The organism is Streptomyces sp. NPDC090032, assembly GCF_044748025.1.
GTDB lineage: Bacteria > Actinomycetota > Actinomycetes > Streptomycetales > Streptomycetaceae > Streptomyces.
The window spans coordinates 61245-75673 of sequence record NZ_JBIVFF010000024.1 but is presented as its reverse complement, the minus strand read 5'-3'; the positions used below and the strand labels follow the sequence as shown (position 1 = coordinate 75673).

Here is a 14429-nt window from a genome sequence, read left to right as displayed (position 1 = left end):
TGCAATCGTCTTTACTGGGCGGCCTTGCTCCCTGCAGGCAGCATAGGCGTCCGAAGCGGACTCTCCCGGTCGGGGCGGCCCGCGCCCCGAACGAAATATTACTCGTCAGTACACCCAGGTTCTGCCCGCTAAGCAAGCGCTTTGAACTGTGATCCTAGTCGCGCAGACCGTTGAAGCGGCCCTGGTGGTAGACGAGCGGCCGGCCGGTCCCCGCCGAGTCCCCGACGACGGCTTCGGCCAGCACGATGCGGTGGTCTCCGGCGGGCACGCGCGCGATCACCCGGCATACCAGCCAGGCCAGAACGCCGTCGAGGACGGGCACACGCTCCGGGCCCTCGTACCAGCGCGTCGGCTCGCCGAAGCGGTCGGCGCCGCTCTTCGCGAACGTGGCGGCGAGGTCCTGCTGGTGCTCGCCGAGTATGTGCACGCCGATGTGTTCGGCCTCGGAGACGACGGGCCAGCTGGAAGCGCCCAGGCCGATGCCGAACGAGATGACGGGGGGTTCGGCCGACACGGACGTCAGGGAGGTGGCGGTGAAGCCGACGGGGGCGGCGCCCCGGGCGGTGATCACCGCGACTCCGGCCGCGTGCCGGCGGAACACCGAGCGCAGCAGGTCGGCCGATGCGGTCGTGGCGGTGCGGAGATCGGGCGTGGCCGTCATGGAGTTGTCCTTCTGCCGGAGGGGTGCGAGCGGGGTCCGTGGCTGCTCAGCAGCGAGGACAGCGCGCACTCGCGCAGCGGGCGAGGTCCACATGGACACGCTCGAAGAGAAGGAGTTCCGTGGGCATACAGTCAGGCTGACGATAGGTGGTGCGTGCAGTCAAGTGCGTCCCGTCATCTGGGAGAAGCGTCACGACGAAGTCACCACCCGTCAGACCGCCTCCCCGAGCGCGGCGATGACGTCCGCCTTGCGCGGCTGGCCGATGGCCCGGCGCACGATGCGCCCGGCCGCGTCGAGGACGAGAACGGTGGGCGTCTTGAGAACGCCGAGTTCCCGTACGAGGTCGAGCCGCTCCTCGGCGTCGATCTCCACGTGCACCACGCCGGGAACCATTTCGGCCACTTCGCCGAGCACGCGCCGGGTCGCCCGGCAGGGTGCGCAGAAGGCACTGGAGAACTGCACGAGCGTGGCCCGCTCCCCCAGCTCCTCGCCCAACTGCGCCGCCCCGAGCGCCGCTTCGCCCTGCCGCACCTTCATCCTCCCGCTCCGCCGCCGTTGCACCAGCCCGAAGGCGCTCGCCACGGCGAGCACGGCCACACACACCACAAGTCCGGTCATCGTTCCAGTGCAGCATTCACGAGACCGCAAAGATTCCCCGGGTCCGCGCAGCGCGCCGTTGCGGAATGCTGGGTTCATGGACATCGATGTGAGAGGGCCGCGGTTCGGTGCCGCGGTCACGACGGTCGTACTGGCCCTGGTACTCGTCACGGGCAGCGCCTGGCTCCTGGCGTGGCAGACGCTGTGTTTCGCGCTCGGCGCGGCGGGCGGGGTGGGGCGTTCTCCCTATGCGTGGCTGTTCCGTACGGTGGTGCGGCCGCGGCTCGGGCCGCCCACGGAGTTCGAGGCTCCGCAGCCGCCGCGGTTCGCGCAGTTCGTCGGGCTCATCTTTGCGGCGGCGGGTCTGGCTGGTCTGGCGTGGGGGCCGGGCTGGCTCGGGCTCGGGGCGACGGCCTGCGCGCTGGCGGCGGCGTTCCTCAACTCGGCGTTCGGCTACTGCCTGGGTTGCGAGATGTACCTGCTCCTGCGGCGCGGCGCGGCACGATTTGGCTGATCAACGGGTTGCGCGGTCCGTGTGGGAGTGACGAGGATCTCCCGCCCTGCCGGAACCAGGACTGGCTACTCAGCCGTTGATGGGGCACGATCTGCGCAAGCCACAAAACCTACGGCTGCGTAACTTCCCGCCGGGAGCCCCCTCCCCAGGCAGAGATGAAGGGTCCTCCCCCTCCATGGCAGAGCTCGTCTACCGTCCGGTCATCGGCGCGGCCCGCACGATGTTCAAGGCGCTCGATCTCAAGATCGACGTCAAGGGCGCGGAGAACATTCCGCGCTCCGGCGGCGCGGTCCTGGTCAGCAACCACATCAGCTACCTGGACTTCATCTTCGACGGTCTCGTGGCCCTGCCGCAGAAGCGCCTGGTGCGCTTCATGGCGAAGGAGTCGGTGTTCCGGCACAAGATCTCCGGTCCGCTGATGCGCAGCATGAAGCACATCCCCGTGGACCGGAAGCAGGGTGAGGACGCGTACGCGCACGCCCTCGATTCGCTGCGCTCCGGTGAGGTCATCGGGGTGTTCCCCGAGGCGACGATCTCGCAGTCGTTCACGCTGAAGAGCTTCAAGTCGGGCGCCGCGCGTCTGGCCCAGGAGGCCGGTGTGCCGCTCATCCCGATGGCGCTGTGGGGCACCCAGCGCCTGTGGACGAAGGGCCACCCGAAGAACTTCAAGCGCCAGCACATCCCGATCACGATCCGGGTGGGCGAGCCGATGGAGGCCCCGCGCGACCAGTTCGCCGGCGCCATCACGCGGCGGCTGCGCGAGCGCGTGCAGGAGCTGCTCGAGGCGGCGCAGCGCGCGTACCCCGTACGCCCCAAGGGTCCGGACGACACCTGGTGGATGCCGGCGCACCTCGGCGGCACCGCGCCCACCGCGGCAGAGGTGAAGGCCGCCGAGGCGAGCTGAATCGGTACTGCAGACGTGCCGCGGGCCCCCCGCGGTACGTCTACTGCGGCGCGTGGACGGTGATCCGCGCGCCGGGGCTGAACTTCTCCAGGAGTTCGGCGAGTTCGGCGCCGGCCGCCGTCACGTCACAGTGCGGCCCCATCGCCTCCAGCAGGAAGAGCGCGTTGACCGATTCCTCGGTGAGGCGCGTGCGCGTGCCCTGGCGCCAGTTCCAGCGGCGGCAGGTCACGCCCTCGTCGTCGCACCAGACGACCTCGCCCGCGTCGGGGTGTTCCACGACGTCCTCGCCCCCGGCCACGGTGGCGAAGCCCTCTTCCCCGGTGGCCCTGACGAGGCGCATCCCTCCCTTGATGTGGTCCAGGTCCTCGCCGCCGACCGGGATCAGATGGGCCACGCTGATCGCGTTGTAGAGGTCGACCAGGGTGTTGATCCGCGGAAGTCCACCGTCGGCGAGCGCCCTCTTGGCCAGCGCCTCCGCCGAGTTGCGGGTGCGGGAGGGCTTGGCGCCGAAGGCGGTGTAGGCGGCGCGCCAGGCCGCCATGTGCGGGTCCTCGTGCGGGGCGCGTCCGTCGAGGCGTGCGCCGAGGCGGCGCGCCGCGTCGTCGAGAAGGGCCGAAGTCCCCGCGTCGCTCGGGCTGTTGACCAGCCCGTACGCCTCGATGGCGACGTGTCGGAACTCGGGCGCGAGGGTGCGTACCTCGCCGGACACGGTGAGCTGGAGGGTCATCGTCCGCCTTGCTGTTCGGGCTGTGCTTGCTGTTCGGGTAGCGCTTGATGTTCGTGTTGCGCTTGATGTTCAGAGTGCGTCGGGGAGGTGTTCCCACAGGTACGGCCGGTCGGGGGCGTCTCGCAGGGCGCGCAGGACAGCCGGGTGCGGTGCATCAAAGAGTACCGGATAGTCCATCTCGTTGGACTCCGCATCCGCGACGAAGGCCAGCCGCTCGCCGTCGAGGGAGAACTGGGCGTCGACCCCCCGTTTGTTCCCGCGGCAGTCCTGCCGGTGCCAGGCCCCGTGAAATCGCACGGCGACCATGCCGTGCACCGCATACCCGGTCCCCGCGTCATGCGCCAGCCGCTGGTAGCAGAGCGCGGCAGGGATGTCCTCGGCACGCAGGAGCGCGGCCAGCGCATGCGACTTGGCGTGACAGATGCCCGTGCCCTGCTCCAGGACGTCCGAGGCGCGCCAGGTGACGCGCAGGTCCCCGCTGTCGGCGGAGTGCGGGATGGCGTCCCGCACGAACTCGTAGGCGACCCGGGCGTATGAATATGAGTCGGAGGCCTGCGCGGCGAGGCGCTCGGCAGTCTTCCGTACGAGCGGGTGGTGGTGGTCGATGGCCTCGTCGGCCGCCAAATAGGCGGACAGGTCTGGGTTCTTCTGGATCAGCCGCATGGATCGGAAGCATAGAAATGCGACCGACCTCAAGTCAATGACATTACGGTCGATCGCATATCTATGCACTCTCGCGCGTTCCTCGGCGTGAGTCCGGAGGAGCCGCTAGCGGGCCATTTCCTCCTTGAGGGCGGCGACGAAGCCGTCGACGTCCTCCTCGCGGGTGTCGAAGGAGCACATCCAGCGGACGTCGCCGGCCGCCTCGTCCCAGAAGTAGAACCGGTAACGCTTCTGGAGACGCTCGCTGACGTCGTGCGGCAGCCTCGCGAAGACCGCGTTGGCCTGCACCGGGTAGAGGATCTCGACGCCGTGCACGGCGCGGACCCCCTCGGCGAGGCGCTGGGCCATCTCGTTGGCGTGCCGCGCGTTGCGCAGCCACAGGTCCTTGGCGAGCAGGGCCTCCAACTGCACCGACACGAAACGCATCTTGGAGGCGAGCTGCATCGACAGCTTGCGCAGGTGCTTCATGTGACTGACGGCGTCCTGATTGAGGACGACGACGGCCTCGCCGAACAGGGCGCCGTTCTTCGTGCCGCCCAGCGACAGGATGTCGACGCCGACCGCGTTCGTGAACGTGCGCATCGGCACGTCGAGTGACGCGGCCGCGTTGGCTATCCGGGAGCCGTCGAGGTGCACCTTCATGCCGCGCTCGTGCGCGTGGTCGCAGATCGCGCGGATCTCGTCGGGCGTGTAGAGCGTGCCCAGCTCCGTGTTCTGCGTGATCGAGACGACCTGCGGCATCGCCCGGTGCTCGTCGTCCCAGCCGAAGGCCTGCCGGTCGATGAGCTCGGGCGTGAGCTTGCCGTCCGGGGTCTGCACCGTGAGCAGCTTGAGGCCGCCCATGCGCTCCGGGGCCCCGCCCTCGTCCACGTTGATGTGCGCGGACTCGGCGCAGATCACCGCGCCCCAGCGGTCGGTGACCGCCTGGAGCGCGACGACGTTGGCACCGGTGCCGTTGAAGACCGGGAACGCCTCGGCCGTGGGGCCGAAGTGGGCGCGGATGATCTGCTGGAGGTTCGCCGTGTAGTCGTCCTCCCCGTACGCGATCTGGTGCCCGCCGTTGGCTAGGGCGAGGGCCGCGAGGATCTCCGGGTGCGCGCCCGCGTAGTTGTCGCTCGCGAAGCCGCGGACGTCAGGGTCGTGATGCCTGCGGGCGTCGGTCTTCGGCGGATTCACGGCTTCTCGGTCAGCCACAGACGGGTCCCGTTCAACTCATGGGCGGGCCGGTCCCAGACGCCGGCGATGGCATCGGCCAGGTCCGTGACGTCCGTGAAACCCGCGAACTTCGCGTTGGGTCGCTCGGCGCGCATCGCGTCGTGCACCAGCGCCTTCACCACCAGGATCGCAGCCGCCTGCTGCGGGCCCGCGTCACCCCCCGCCTTGCGGAAGGCATCGCCGAGAGCGAGGGTCCAGGCCTCGGCTGCGGCCTTGGAGGCCGCGTACGCCGCGTTGCCCGCGGTCGGCTTGCCGGCGCCAGCAGCGCTGATCAGCACGTAGCGTCCGCGGGCACTGCGCTGGAGAGCGTCGTAGAACGCGAGGGAGGTGTGCTGGACCGTACGGATCAGGAGCTTTTCGAGCAGCTCCCAGTCGGCGAGGTCGGTCTCGGCGAACGTGGCGCTGCCGCGCCAGCCGCCGACGAGGTGGACCACACCGTCGACGTGCCCGAAGTCCTTCTCCACGTGAGCCGCCCAGTCGCGGGTCGCGTTCAGGTCGAGCAGGTCGACCGTGTCGCCGATGACGGTGGCGCCGCCGTGGGCGTAGCGCGCGGCGTCCACGGCCTCGGCCAGACGCGCGGCGTCCGCGTCCGCTCCGACGACTGTCGCGCCCGCCTCGGCGAGGCGCAGCAGAGTGGCCCGGCCCGCGGGCCCGGCCGCGCCCGCCACGGCGATGACCGCTCCGTCCAGCGTGCCGTTCCCGTTGCTCTCGGCCATGGTCGTCGCCTCCTCGTCGCGAGCGCTCACGCGGCGGCCCGCTCGGCGCCCGCAGCGGTGATCCCCTTGGTGGAGGCGATCACGTTCTTCAGTTTCTTGGACAGTGCCTCATAGAACATGCTGAGCGGAAACTCGTCCGGAAGCACGTCGTCGACGAGCTTGCGCGGGGGCAGGCTCAGGTCAAGGGCGTCGGGGCCCTTGGCCCAGCGGGAGCCGGGGTGCGGGGAGAGGTACTGGGACACCAGGTCGTACGCGGCGAACCAGTGCACCAGCTTCGGGCGGTCGATGCCGTCGCGGTACAGCTTCTCGATCTCGGCGCACAGCTGGTTGGTGACCTGCGGGGCGCGCTCCCAGTCGATCTGGAGCTTGTTGTCGGTCCAGCGCACCACATCGTGCTTGTGCAGGTACGCGAAGAGGAGCTGGCCGCCGAGTCCGTCGTAGTTGCGCACGCGCTCGCCCGTGACGGGGAAGCGGAACATGCGGTCGAAGAGGACGGCGTACTGCACGTCGCGGCCCTGCGGGAAGCCGTCGGCCTCCAGCTTCACGGCCTCCTTGAAGGCGGTGAGGTCGCAGCGGAGCTCTTCGAGGCCGTACATCCAGAACGGCTGGCGCTGCTTGATCATGAACGGGTCGAACGGCAGGTCGCCGTGGCTGTGGGTGCGGTCGTGCACCATGTCCCACAGGACAAACGCCTGCTGGCAGCGGTCCTGGTCGGAGACCATCTCGCGGATGTCCTCGGGCAGATCCAGCCCGAGGATGCCGACGGACGCCTCGGTGACGGCCCGGAAGCGCGCGGCCTCGCGGTCGCAGAAGATGCCACCCCACGAGAAGCGCTCCGGCGCCTCGCGTACGGCGATGGTCTCCGGGAAGAGCACGGCCGAGTTCGTGTCGTAACCGGCGGTGAAGTCCTCGAAGGTGATCCCGCAGAACAGCGGGTTGTCGTAGCGCGTCGCCTCCAGCTCGGCGAGCCACTCGGGCCACACCATGCGCAGGACGACGGCCTCCAGATTGCGGTCCGGATTGCCGTTCTGCGTGTACATCGGGAAGACGACCAGGTGCTGCAGTCCGTCCTCGCGGTGCGCGGCGGGCTGGAAGGCCAGCAGCGAGTCCAGGAAGTCGGGGATCCGGAAGCCCTCCTCCGCCCAGCGGCGCAGGTCGGCGACGAGCGCCGAGTGGTACGCGGCGTCGTGCGGGAGCAGCGGGGAGAGCTGCTCGACGGCGGATATGACGCGGTCGAGCGTGAGCTCGGCGACGGCCTTCGACGGGGCACCGTCGGCGGCGAAGTCGATGGAGCCGTCCTTCTGCTGCCAGGGACGGACCTCCTCCACGGCGGCCTTGAGCACGGGCCACGCGGGGTGCTCGACCACCCTGCTTTCGGGGCTCCCCCCGGCCTTCTCCGGAGGAACCTTCCCCTCCACGCCCGATTGCACAAGAATTTCCGTCATTACCCATCCTCCACGGGAGAACCTCGCGTATGGACACCGTAAGGGGACGAGGTTCTCCACCACAAGGGGAGTCGGGAGGAAGTTATCCTGCGTGACCCCCTGGTTCACCGTCGTTTTTCCTGCCTGACGCGGTTGAAACGATGGCCTTCGCCACATCCGCCACGGCGGTACGGGCGTCGTCGAGCAGCTCGGGGAATCCGAAGAAGCCGTGGAACATCCCCGGGAAGTGGCTCTCGGTGACCTCGGAGCCCGCCTCGCGCAGGGCTGCCGCGTAGGCGAGGCCCTCGTCGCACAGCGGGTCGCAGCCCGCGGTCACGATGTGGGCGGGCGGCAGCGAGGCGAGGTCGGCGAGGAGCGGCGAGACGTGCGGGTGGGACCGGTCACCGTCCGGGCCGAGGTACTGCTCGACGAACCAGCGGCAGTGCGCGGCCGTCAGGAAATAGCGGTCGGCGTTCCGCGCGAACGACTCGGTCGGCTGATGGGCGTCGGTGGCCGGATAGACGAGGGCCTGGAGCGCGATGTGCGGGCCGCCCCGGTCCCGGGCCAGGAGGCAGATGACGGCGGCGAGGTTGCCGCCCGCGCTGTCGCCCGCCACGACCAGGGCGCCGGCGTCGCCGCCCAGTGCCGCGTGGTGGTCGGCCGCCCAGCACAGCGCCGCGTACGCGTCGTCGACGGCGGCCGGGAACGGCGACTCGGGGGCCAGCCGGTAGTCGACGGAGACGACCACGGCGCCCGCCTCGCGGCACAGCCCGCGGGCGGTGGAGTCATGGCTGTCCAGGCCGCAGATCACCCACCCTCCCCCGTGGAGGAAGACGACGGTGGGCCGCGGGCCCGGCGCGTCGTCGGGGTCCGGGCGGTAGATCCGTACGGGGATCCGGGGCGCTCCGTCGGGGCCGGGGATGTCCCGGTCCTCGACCGAGCCGACGACCGGCGGCGGGAGCGGTGACGCGGGCGCCGTGGCCAGGATGCGGCGGGCCTCGGCCGCGTCCGTGACGGCGCCGCCGAGGTCGGGGAAGAACGCGGCCATCGCGTCGACCAGGGCGCGGGCATCGGGCGCAAGGCGGTCCTCGGATGCGGGACGGTCTTCGGAAGTGCGGCGACCCTCGGATGCAGGGCGGTCCTCGGATGCGGGGCGGTCTTCGGGCGTGGGGCTCATGCGGACACCGCCTGCTCCTGGGCGCGGAAGTGCGGGATGACCTTCTCGCCCCACTGCCGCAATGTCTCCAGACACGCCTCCTGGGGGACCGTGCCCATCTGGACGAGGCACATGATCTCGTCGGCGCCCGCGTCGCGCAGGCGCTCGACGTAGCCGATGGCGTCGTCGGCGGTGCCGTAGGCGTGGTCGGCGTTGAAGGTGGCCGTCGCGGTGGGACGTACCGGGATCTGGTGTTCGTGGAGCCGCGCCACGACCTGCTCGGCGGCCCTGCGCATGTCGGCCGCCTCGTCGGCGCCCTCCACCACGGCCTCGTCGGGGACGCCCGCGCCCCCGTACCAGTGCCCGATGGACTGCGCGAAGAACCGCTGGCCGCGGATGCCGATGTTCCGGGCCGTCTCACCGTCGTCCAGGACGATCGTCGGGCACAGGACGGAGAAGTGGTCGTTGACGACACCGGAGACGAAGCGGTCGGGGGTACGGGCGGCGATCGCGTCGTCGTAGGCGCGCCGCATGCCGGCGATCGACTCGGGGCCCGCGAAGCCCATCACCAGGGCGCCGATGCCGAGTTCGGCCGCCTGTGTGAGCGTTTCGGTGCGGCTGCAGGCGAGGAAGAGGGGCGGGTGGGGCGTCTGTTTCGGGCGGGGCAGGACGGGGTGCGGATCGATGTCGAGGAGCTTCCCGTGGTGTTCGAGCTCGTCCTTCTCCCAGGCCTTCCCGATGATCCGCAGCGCCTCCTCGACCTCCTGCGTCGTCCGGTCCTTGTCGACACCGCACAAAGACGTCTCCTGCTCGGTGCCGCCACGGCCCGCACCGAGATCGAGGCGGCCCCCGGAGAGCAGGTCGAGCATGGCGGCCCGCTCGGCGACCCGCACCGGATGGTTGAAGTTGAAGGGCATGCAGACGACGCCGTGCCCGATCCGGATGGTGCGGGTGCGGGCGGCGACCCAGGTCAGGAAGATCTCCGGGGCCGACATGTGCGCGTACCACTTGAGGGAGTGGTGCTCGACGGCCCAGATCCGGTCGAAGCCCATCTCCTCGGCGAGGACTGCCTGTTCCACGCAGTCGTGGATGACCTGGTGTTCGTGTTCGACGGTGGGATCGGCGAGCTGCGCCTCGAAGATGACGGAGAACTTCACGTTGCCTCCAGGGAGTTGAGCCACGCGCATTGTTCCGGATAGGTATATGACTAACCGTCAGATGCCGACGCGGCAAGCCCGACGACGAGATTCGGCGACAACGCGCGTGCCGGGGGTCTTGCGGTGACCGGCCCCCGTCACTTCAATGCGGCGCATGGCAGACGAGCTACCACCGACCGCCTGGGCCGTCCTCGGGCTGCTGTCCTTCCCCGGGCAGCGGACCGGATACGAGCTGAAGAAGTGGGCCGACGCCTCCCTGCGGTTCTTCTACTGGTCGCCCGCCATCAGCCAGATCTACGCCGAGCTGCGCCGCCTCGAGTCACTGGGATACGTCACGTCACTGCACTCCGGGACCACGGAGCCGCGGGCCAAACGGATGTACGCGATCACCGAGGAGGGGCGAGGGGCGCTCGCGGTGTGGGCCGGAGGTGGACAGGGCCTCGGCACGCCGGTGCTCAAGCACCCCGTGCTGCTGCGTGTGTGGCTCGGGCATCTCGCCGCGCCGGAGCATCTGCGGGGCCTCGTGACGGAACACGTGGCCCGCACGAAGGGCGAGCTGAAGGAGGTCAGGGACGCGCTCCAGCGGGCCGACGGGGTGGAGGCATGGGCCCATCCGCAGATCGCGCTGCGCTGGAGCGAGCGGCGGCTCGCGGCCGAGGTCGAACTCGCCGAGGCCATGCTGGACGACCTGGACGCGGCGCCCGGTCAACCGCCCGGAAACTCGCCCACCCACGGGTGACGCTTCCCGCGGCAGGCTGCCGAAGGCGGTAGGACGGACCGGTCCCCGCCCCTTCCCTGCCCCTGCGCCCGACTGGAGCCCTGACCGTGAGCATCCGTACCGTCCTGGTCGCCGCCGTCGTCACCGGACTGGTCCTGGGAATCACCGCAACCAGAGCGGACGACTCCACTCCCTCGCGTCGGAGCGGTCCCATCGTGGAGACGGGCCGTTAGGCTTCGGCCGTGCCGCGCGACGAGCCCGAATACGACCTCGCGCGGATGCCGAGCCGCCGTCGACGGAAGCGAGACGATCTTGAACTTCCTCACCATCGGGCATCGCGGAGTCATGGGTGTCGAACCCGAGAACACGCTCCGGTCCTTCGTCGCCGCGCAGGACGCGGGCCTCGACCTCATCGAACTCGATCTGCATCTGAGCAAGGACGGCGCCCTCGTCGTCATGCACGACGCCGACGTCGACCGCACGACGGACGGCCGGGGTCCCATCGCCGACAAGACCCTCGCCGAGCTGCGCGCTCTGGACGCGGGGCGCGGCGAACGAGTGCCGGTCTTCGAGGAGGTCCTCGATGCCGTCTCCACGCCGCTCCAGGCCGAGATCAAGGACGTCGCCGCGGCGCGCGCCCTCGCCGAGGTCATGCAGCGCCGTGATCTGGTGGGCCGCGTCGAGGTGATCTCGTTCCACGACGAGGCCGTCGCCGAGATCGCCCGGCTGGTGCCGGGCGTGCGTACGGCGCTGGTGGCCAGCCGCTACGGCACCGACGTGGTGGAGCGGGCCACCGCCGTCGGCGCCACGTCCCTGGTCCTCAACATCCGGCGCCTGACGCAGGAGATCGTCGAGCGGGCCCGCAAGGCGGACCTGCGGATCATCGGCTGGGTCGTCAACACGCAGGACGATCTGCGCCTGGTGCGGGCACTCGGCCTGGACGGCGCGACGACCGACTACCCGGAGATCAAACGGACCGGCCGCTTCACGGCCTGACGCACCCCGGCCGGAAGCCGCGCGGCGGGACCGCCGGTCAGCCGAGGGACTTGACCAGCAGCTCGAACTGCAGGTCGTCCCGCTGCGGGATACCGAAGCGCTCGTCGCCGTACGGGAAGGGGGTCATCTCTCCCGTACGGCGGTAGCCCCGGCGCTCGTACCAGGCGATGAGGTCCTCGCGTACGGAGATCACCGTCATGTGCATCTCGCGCACGCCCCACGCCTCGCGCGCGGTGCGCTCCGCCTCCGCGATGATCACCTTGCCGAGCCCCGCGCCCTGCAGGGCCGGGCTCACGGCGAACATGCCGAAGTAGGCGTGCTTCCCGCGGTGCTCCAGCTGGCAGCAGGCGACGACCACGCCGTCGCGTTCGACGGTGAGCAGCCGGCTGTCCGGCGACTTGATGACGTCGGCGACACCCTGCGGGTCGGTGCGCTGCCCCTCCAGGATGTCCGCCTCCGTGGTCCAGCCGGTGCGGCTGGAGTCCCCGCGGTACGCCGACTCGATCAGCTCGACGAGCACGTCGACATCGGCGTCGGTGGCGTCCCGGAAGGCGAGGTCGCCGGTCGTGGGGCGGGGTGCGATGGACATGGGACGGTCTCCGATCTCGTGCACGGCTTTCGGCGCGGGCGCCGTCGAGCCTAACGCCGAGCCTCTACGCTGCGTTCGCATGGTTCACGTACTGAGCAGCAGGACGCTACTTCGCCCCACCGATCCCGAGCGGTCGCGGGCCTTCTACGGTGGGGCGCTCGGTCTCGCCGTGTACCGGGAGTTCGGGACGGGGCCGGAGCGCGGCACCGTCTACTTCCTCGGGGGCGGCTTCCTGGAGGTGTCCGGCCGGTCGGAGGCGCCGCCGTCGCCGGGTCTCCAGCTGTGGCTCCAGGTCGCGGACGTAGCGGCCGCGCACGAGGAGCTGACGGCGCGCGGCGTCGAGGTGCTCCGGCCGCCGGTCAAGGAGCCGTGGGGGCTGATCGAGATGTGGATCTCGGATCCGGACGGAGTCAGAATCGTCGTCTGCGAGGTTCCGGCGGACCATCCGCTGCGGTACCGCCCGTAGCCCAGAGCCCCGGACGGAGTTCCGCCTCAGCCCCGGCCGAGGACGCAGAACTCGTTGTCCTCCGGGTCGGCCAGGACGACCCAGGAGACGTCACCCTGCCCCACGTCGGCCCGCGTCGCGCCGAGACCTTCGAGCCGGGCGCGATGTGCACGCGGTACTTCACCGTCTCCGGGTCCGGGACGCGGACGAGATCGACGCAGACGGCGGACGGGTCCGGCCAGTCGAAGCCCATGGGTTCCAGGTGGTGGCTCCGGGCCCTTCGCTGGAAAGACCCCGGCCGAGTGCCTCTGCCCAGAACTGGCCGAGCGCCGAGTCGTCCCGGCCTCGAAGTTCACCTCAACGGCAGGGAGGGGCTGACGGCCCGTGATTCCTACGGCATCCGACTGCATGAGGTATGCCGGGGGCGGCTTCCGGGGTACGCGAGCGGAAGTACACGTTCGGCGTGCGCGGCACGTGCACGCGGAAGAGGATGAGCGGGATGGCCGGAGACCGGTCCCCCTTCGCGTCCGGATGAGCCCGACCCTGGAGAGACATCACATGGCAGCTCCTCGGATCCTGATCGTCGGCGGCGGATTCGCCGGCATGGAGTGCGCGCACAAGCTGGAGAAGATCCTCAAGCCGGGGGAGGCGCAGCTGAGGCTGGTCAGTCCGTTCGACCATCAGCTGTACCTGCCGCTGCTCCCCCAGGTCGCTTCTGGCGTCCTGACACCGCAGTCGGTGGCCGTGCCGCTGCGCCGCATGCTGCGGCACACCGGCATCGTGCCGGGCGGCGCGGTGGGTGTGGACCCCGAGGCGAAGGCCGTCGTCGTACGGAAGATCAACGGCGAGACGGTGGTGGAGCGCTACGACTACCTGGTCCTGACGCCGGGCAGCGTCACGCGGCAGTTCGACATCCCCGGGGTGGACCAGTACGCCGTCGGCGTGAAGACGCTCGCGGAGGCGGCCTGGATCCGCGACCACGTCATCTCGCAGCTCGACCTGGCCGCGGCCAGCACGGACCCCGCCGAGCGGGAGTCGCGGCTGCAGTTCGTGGTGGTGGGCGGCGGGTACGCCGGCACGGAGACGGCCGCCTATCTGCAACGTCTGACCACCGCGGCGGCCAAGCGTCTTCGAGGGCTCGACCCGGCGCAGATCAAGTGGCATCTCGTCGACATCGCGACCAAGTTGATGCCCGAGCTCGGTGACCGGCTCGGCGAGAAGGCCCTGTCGATCGTGGAGCGGCGCGGGCTGCATGTGTCGCTCGGGGTGTCCGTGGCGAAGGCGACCGAGGACACGGTGACGCTGACCGACGGCCGTGTGCTGCCGTGCCGCACGCTGATCTGGACGGCGGGTGTCGCGCCGAGTCCGCTGATCGCGACGCTGAACGCGCAGACGAACCGGGGCCGGCTCGTGGTGGAGTCCGATCTGACGGTGCCGGGGCTCGACGGCGTGTTCGCGCTGGGTGACGCGGCCGCCGTGCCGGACCTGGAGAAGGGCGCCGACGCGATCTGCCCGCCGACCGCGCAGCACGCCATGCGACAGGGCTGGGCCGCCGCGAAGAACGTGGCCGCCGCGCTGCACGGCCTGCCCCTGGCCCCGTATCGGCACAAGGACCTGGGGCTCGTGGTCGACCTCGGTGGGATTCAGGCGGTGTCCAAGCCGTTGGGTGTGCAGCTGACCGGGCTGCCCGCCCAGGTCGTCGCGCGGGCTTATCACCTGGGGGCGCTGCGCACCGGGACGGCGCGGTTCCGTACGGCGGCGAACTGGGGGCTCAACGCGGTCGCCGGTGACGACTTCGTGCGTACGGGGTTCCAGGCGCAGCGGCCCGCGACGCTGAAGGACTTCGAGAAGACGGACGCGTATCTGACGCCGGAGGAAGTGCGCGCGATGGTGACGGCGCACGTCGAGAGCCGTTCGACAGCCGCGCCCGAGATCTCGTAGGGCGGC

18 protein-coding genes are annotated in these 14429 nt (G+C 70.4%); 7 read left to right on the top strand and 11 right to left on the bottom strand.

What is annotated here, in order from left to right:
* Positions 1–154: 154 nt before the first annotated feature.
* Positions 155–661: a flavin reductase family protein gene (locus ACIPWY_RS38620; protein WP_362910033.1), complete on the bottom strand. Its 507-nt coding sequence runs from the start codon at positions 659–661 to the stop codon at positions 155–157.
* A 210-nt stretch (positions 662–871) separates the two neighbouring features.
* The gene (locus ACIPWY_RS38615; RefSeq protein WP_362910035.1) at positions 872–1279 is read right to left on the bottom strand and encodes a thioredoxin family protein; all 408 of its coding nucleotides are present in this window, start codon (positions 1277–1279) and stop codon (positions 872–874) included.
* A gap of 76 nt (positions 1280–1355) precedes the next feature.
* Here ACIPWY_RS38615 and ACIPWY_RS38610 point away from each other — a divergent pair, with 76 nt between their 5' ends.
* Together ACIPWY_RS38610 and ACIPWY_RS38605 are read left to right on the top strand one after the other, a co-directional pair.
* The gene (locus ACIPWY_RS38610) at positions 1356–1772 is read left to right on the top strand and encodes a DUF4395 domain-containing protein (protein WP_362910037.1); all 417 of its coding nucleotides are present in this window, start codon (positions 1356–1358) and stop codon (positions 1770–1772) included.
* A gap of 175 nt (positions 1773–1947) precedes the next feature.
* Entirely contained in the window at positions 1948–2676 is a 729-nt protein-coding gene (locus ACIPWY_RS38605) for a lysophospholipid acyltransferase family protein (RefSeq protein WP_362910039.1), read from the top strand.
* A gap of 40 nt (positions 2677–2716) precedes the next feature.
* Here ACIPWY_RS38605 and ACIPWY_RS38600 read toward each other — a convergent pair whose 3' ends face one another.
* From ACIPWY_RS38600 to ACIPWY_RS38570, 7 genes are all read right to left on the bottom strand, one after another.
* Complete coding sequence (locus ACIPWY_RS38600; protein WP_362910041.1) at positions 2717–3403, bottom strand: phenylalanine--tRNA ligase beta subunit-related protein; 687 nt, start codon at positions 3401–3403, stop codon at positions 2717–2719.
* 69 nt (positions 3404–3472) lie between these two features.
* Entirely contained in the window at positions 3473–4066 is a 594-nt protein-coding gene (locus ACIPWY_RS38595) for a transglutaminase family protein (RefSeq protein WP_362910043.1), read from the bottom strand.
* A 105-nt stretch (positions 4067–4171) separates the two neighbouring features.
* On the bottom strand, positions 4172–5242 hold the full coding sequence (locus tag ACIPWY_RS38590; protein WP_401536912.1) for a threonine aldolase family protein: 1071 nt from the start codon (positions 5240–5242) through the stop codon (positions 4172–4174).
* Complete coding sequence (locus ACIPWY_RS38585; protein ID WP_362910045.1) at positions 5239–5997, bottom strand: SDR family NAD(P)-dependent oxidoreductase; 759 nt, start codon at positions 5995–5997, stop codon at positions 5239–5241. The genes ACIPWY_RS38590 and ACIPWY_RS38585 overlap by 4 nt, the downstream gene beginning before the upstream one ends.
* A gap of 26 nt (positions 5998–6023) precedes the next feature.
* The gene (locus tag ACIPWY_RS38580; RefSeq protein ID WP_362910047.1) at positions 6024–7442 is read right to left on the bottom strand and encodes a DUF6421 family protein; all 1419 of its coding nucleotides are present in this window, start codon (positions 7440–7442) and stop codon (positions 6024–6026) included.
* Between the two features lie 82 nt (positions 7443–7524).
* On the bottom strand, positions 7525–8469 hold the full coding sequence (locus tag ACIPWY_RS38575; RefSeq protein WP_393705722.1) for an alpha/beta hydrolase: 945 nt from the start codon (positions 8467–8469) through the stop codon (positions 7525–7527).
* Between the two features lie 125 nt (positions 8470–8594).
* Complete coding sequence (locus ACIPWY_RS38570) at positions 8595–9734, bottom strand: LLM class flavin-dependent oxidoreductase (protein ID WP_362910051.1); 1140 nt, start codon at positions 9732–9734, stop codon at positions 8595–8597.
* Between the two features lie 154 nt (positions 9735–9888).
* Here ACIPWY_RS38570 and ACIPWY_RS38565 point away from each other — a divergent pair, with 154 nt between their 5' ends.
* The 3 genes from ACIPWY_RS38565 to ACIPWY_RS38555 all read left to right on the top strand — a co-directional run bounded on the left by ACIPWY_RS38565 (position 9889) and on the right by ACIPWY_RS38555 (position 11448).
* Positions 9889–10473 (top strand): PadR family transcriptional regulator, encoded by a 585-nt coding sequence (locus tag ACIPWY_RS38565; protein ID WP_362910053.1) that lies wholly within the window; start codon positions 9889–9891, stop codon positions 10471–10473.
* A gap of 86 nt (positions 10474–10559) precedes the next feature.
* Positions 10560–10685 (top strand): hypothetical protein, encoded by a 126-nt coding sequence (locus ACIPWY_RS38560; RefSeq protein ID WP_362910054.1) that lies wholly within the window; start codon positions 10560–10562, stop codon positions 10683–10685.
* Between the two features lie 79 nt (positions 10686–10764).
* Complete coding sequence (locus tag ACIPWY_RS38555) at positions 10765–11448, top strand: glycerophosphodiester phosphodiesterase family protein (protein ID WP_362910056.1); 684 nt, start codon at positions 10765–10767, stop codon at positions 11446–11448.
* Between the two features lie 37 nt (positions 11449–11485).
* Here ACIPWY_RS38555 and ACIPWY_RS38550 read toward each other — a convergent pair whose 3' ends face one another.
* Positions 11486–12037: a GNAT family N-acetyltransferase gene (locus ACIPWY_RS38550; protein ID WP_362910058.1), complete on the bottom strand. Its 552-nt coding sequence runs from the start codon at positions 12035–12037 to the stop codon at positions 11486–11488.
* 79 nt (positions 12038–12116) lie between these two features.
* Between ACIPWY_RS38550 and ACIPWY_RS38545 the strand changes: the two genes are divergently transcribed.
* Complete coding sequence (locus ACIPWY_RS38545) at positions 12117–12503, top strand: glyoxalase superfamily protein (protein ID WP_362910060.1); 387 nt, start codon at positions 12117–12119, stop codon at positions 12501–12503.
* Between the two features lie 26 nt (positions 12504–12529).
* Here the strand turns inward: ACIPWY_RS38545 and ACIPWY_RS38540 are convergent, their stop codons facing one another.
* Positions 12530–12892 carry a VOC family protein gene (locus ACIPWY_RS38540; protein ID WP_362910062.1) on the bottom strand — a complete coding sequence of 121 codons (363 nt, stop codon included), beginning with the start codon at positions 12890–12892 and terminating at the stop codon, positions 12530–12532.
* Between the two features lie 148 nt (positions 12893–13040).
* Here ACIPWY_RS38540 and ACIPWY_RS38535 point away from each other — a divergent pair, with 148 nt between their 5' ends.
* Positions 13041–14423, top strand: a complete 1383-nt coding sequence (locus ACIPWY_RS38535; protein WP_393705697.1) for an NAD(P)/FAD-dependent oxidoreductase — start codon at positions 13041–13043, stop codon at positions 14421–14423.
* Positions 14424–14429 lie beyond the last annotated feature (6 nt).

Bases quoted from the DNA above. Each gene is read 5' to 3' on its own strand.
- ACIPWY_RS38620 (WP_362910033.1), bottom strand. From the start codon at position 661: ATGACGGCCACGCCCGATCTCCGCACCGCCACGACCGCATCGGCCGAC.
- ACIPWY_RS38615 (WP_362910035.1), bottom strand. From the start codon at position 1,279: ATGACCGGACTTGTGGTGTGTGTGGCCGTGCTCGCCGTGGCGAGCGCC.
- ACIPWY_RS38610 (WP_362910037.1), top strand. From the start codon at position 1,356: ATGGACATCGATGTGAGAGGGCCGCGGTTCGGTGCCGCGGTCACGACG.
- ACIPWY_RS38605 (WP_362910039.1), top strand. From the start codon at position 1,948: ATGGCAGAGCTCGTCTACCGTCCGGTCATCGGCGCGGCCCGCACGATG.
- ACIPWY_RS38600 (WP_362910041.1), bottom strand. From the start codon at position 3,403: ATGACCCTCCAGCTCACCGTGTCCGGCGAGGTACGCACCCTCGCGCCC.
- ACIPWY_RS38595 (WP_362910043.1), bottom strand. From the start codon at position 4,066: ATGCGGCTGATCCAGAAGAACCCAGACCTGTCCGCCTATTTGGCGGCC.
- ACIPWY_RS38585 (WP_362910045.1), bottom strand. From the start codon at position 5,997: ATGGCCGAGAGCAACGGGAACGGCACGCTGGACGGAGCGGTCATCGCC.
- ACIPWY_RS38580 (WP_362910047.1), bottom strand. From the start codon at position 7,442: ATGACGGAAATTCTTGTGCAATCGGGCGTGGAGGGGAAGGTTCCTCCG.
- ACIPWY_RS38575 (WP_393705722.1), bottom strand. From the start codon at position 8,469: ATGGCCGCGTTCTTCCCCGACCTCGGCGGCGCCGTCACGGACGCGGCC.
- ACIPWY_RS38565 (WP_362910053.1), top strand. From the start codon at position 9,889: ATGGCAGACGAGCTACCACCGACCGCCTGGGCCGTCCTCGGGCTGCTG.
- ACIPWY_RS38550 (WP_362910058.1), bottom strand. From the start codon at position 12,037: ATGTCCATCGCACCCCGCCCCACGACCGGCGACCTCGCCTTCCGGGAC.
- ACIPWY_RS38545 (WP_362910060.1), top strand. From the start codon at position 12,117: ATGGTTCACGTACTGAGCAGCAGGACGCTACTTCGCCCCACCGATCCC.
- ACIPWY_RS38540 (WP_362910062.1), bottom strand. From the start codon at position 12,892: ATGCAGTCGGATGCCGTAGGAATCACGGGCCGTCAGCCCCTCCCTGCC.
- ACIPWY_RS38535 (WP_393705697.1), top strand. From the start codon at position 13,041: ATGGCAGCTCCTCGGATCCTGATCGTCGGCGGCGGATTCGCCGGCATG.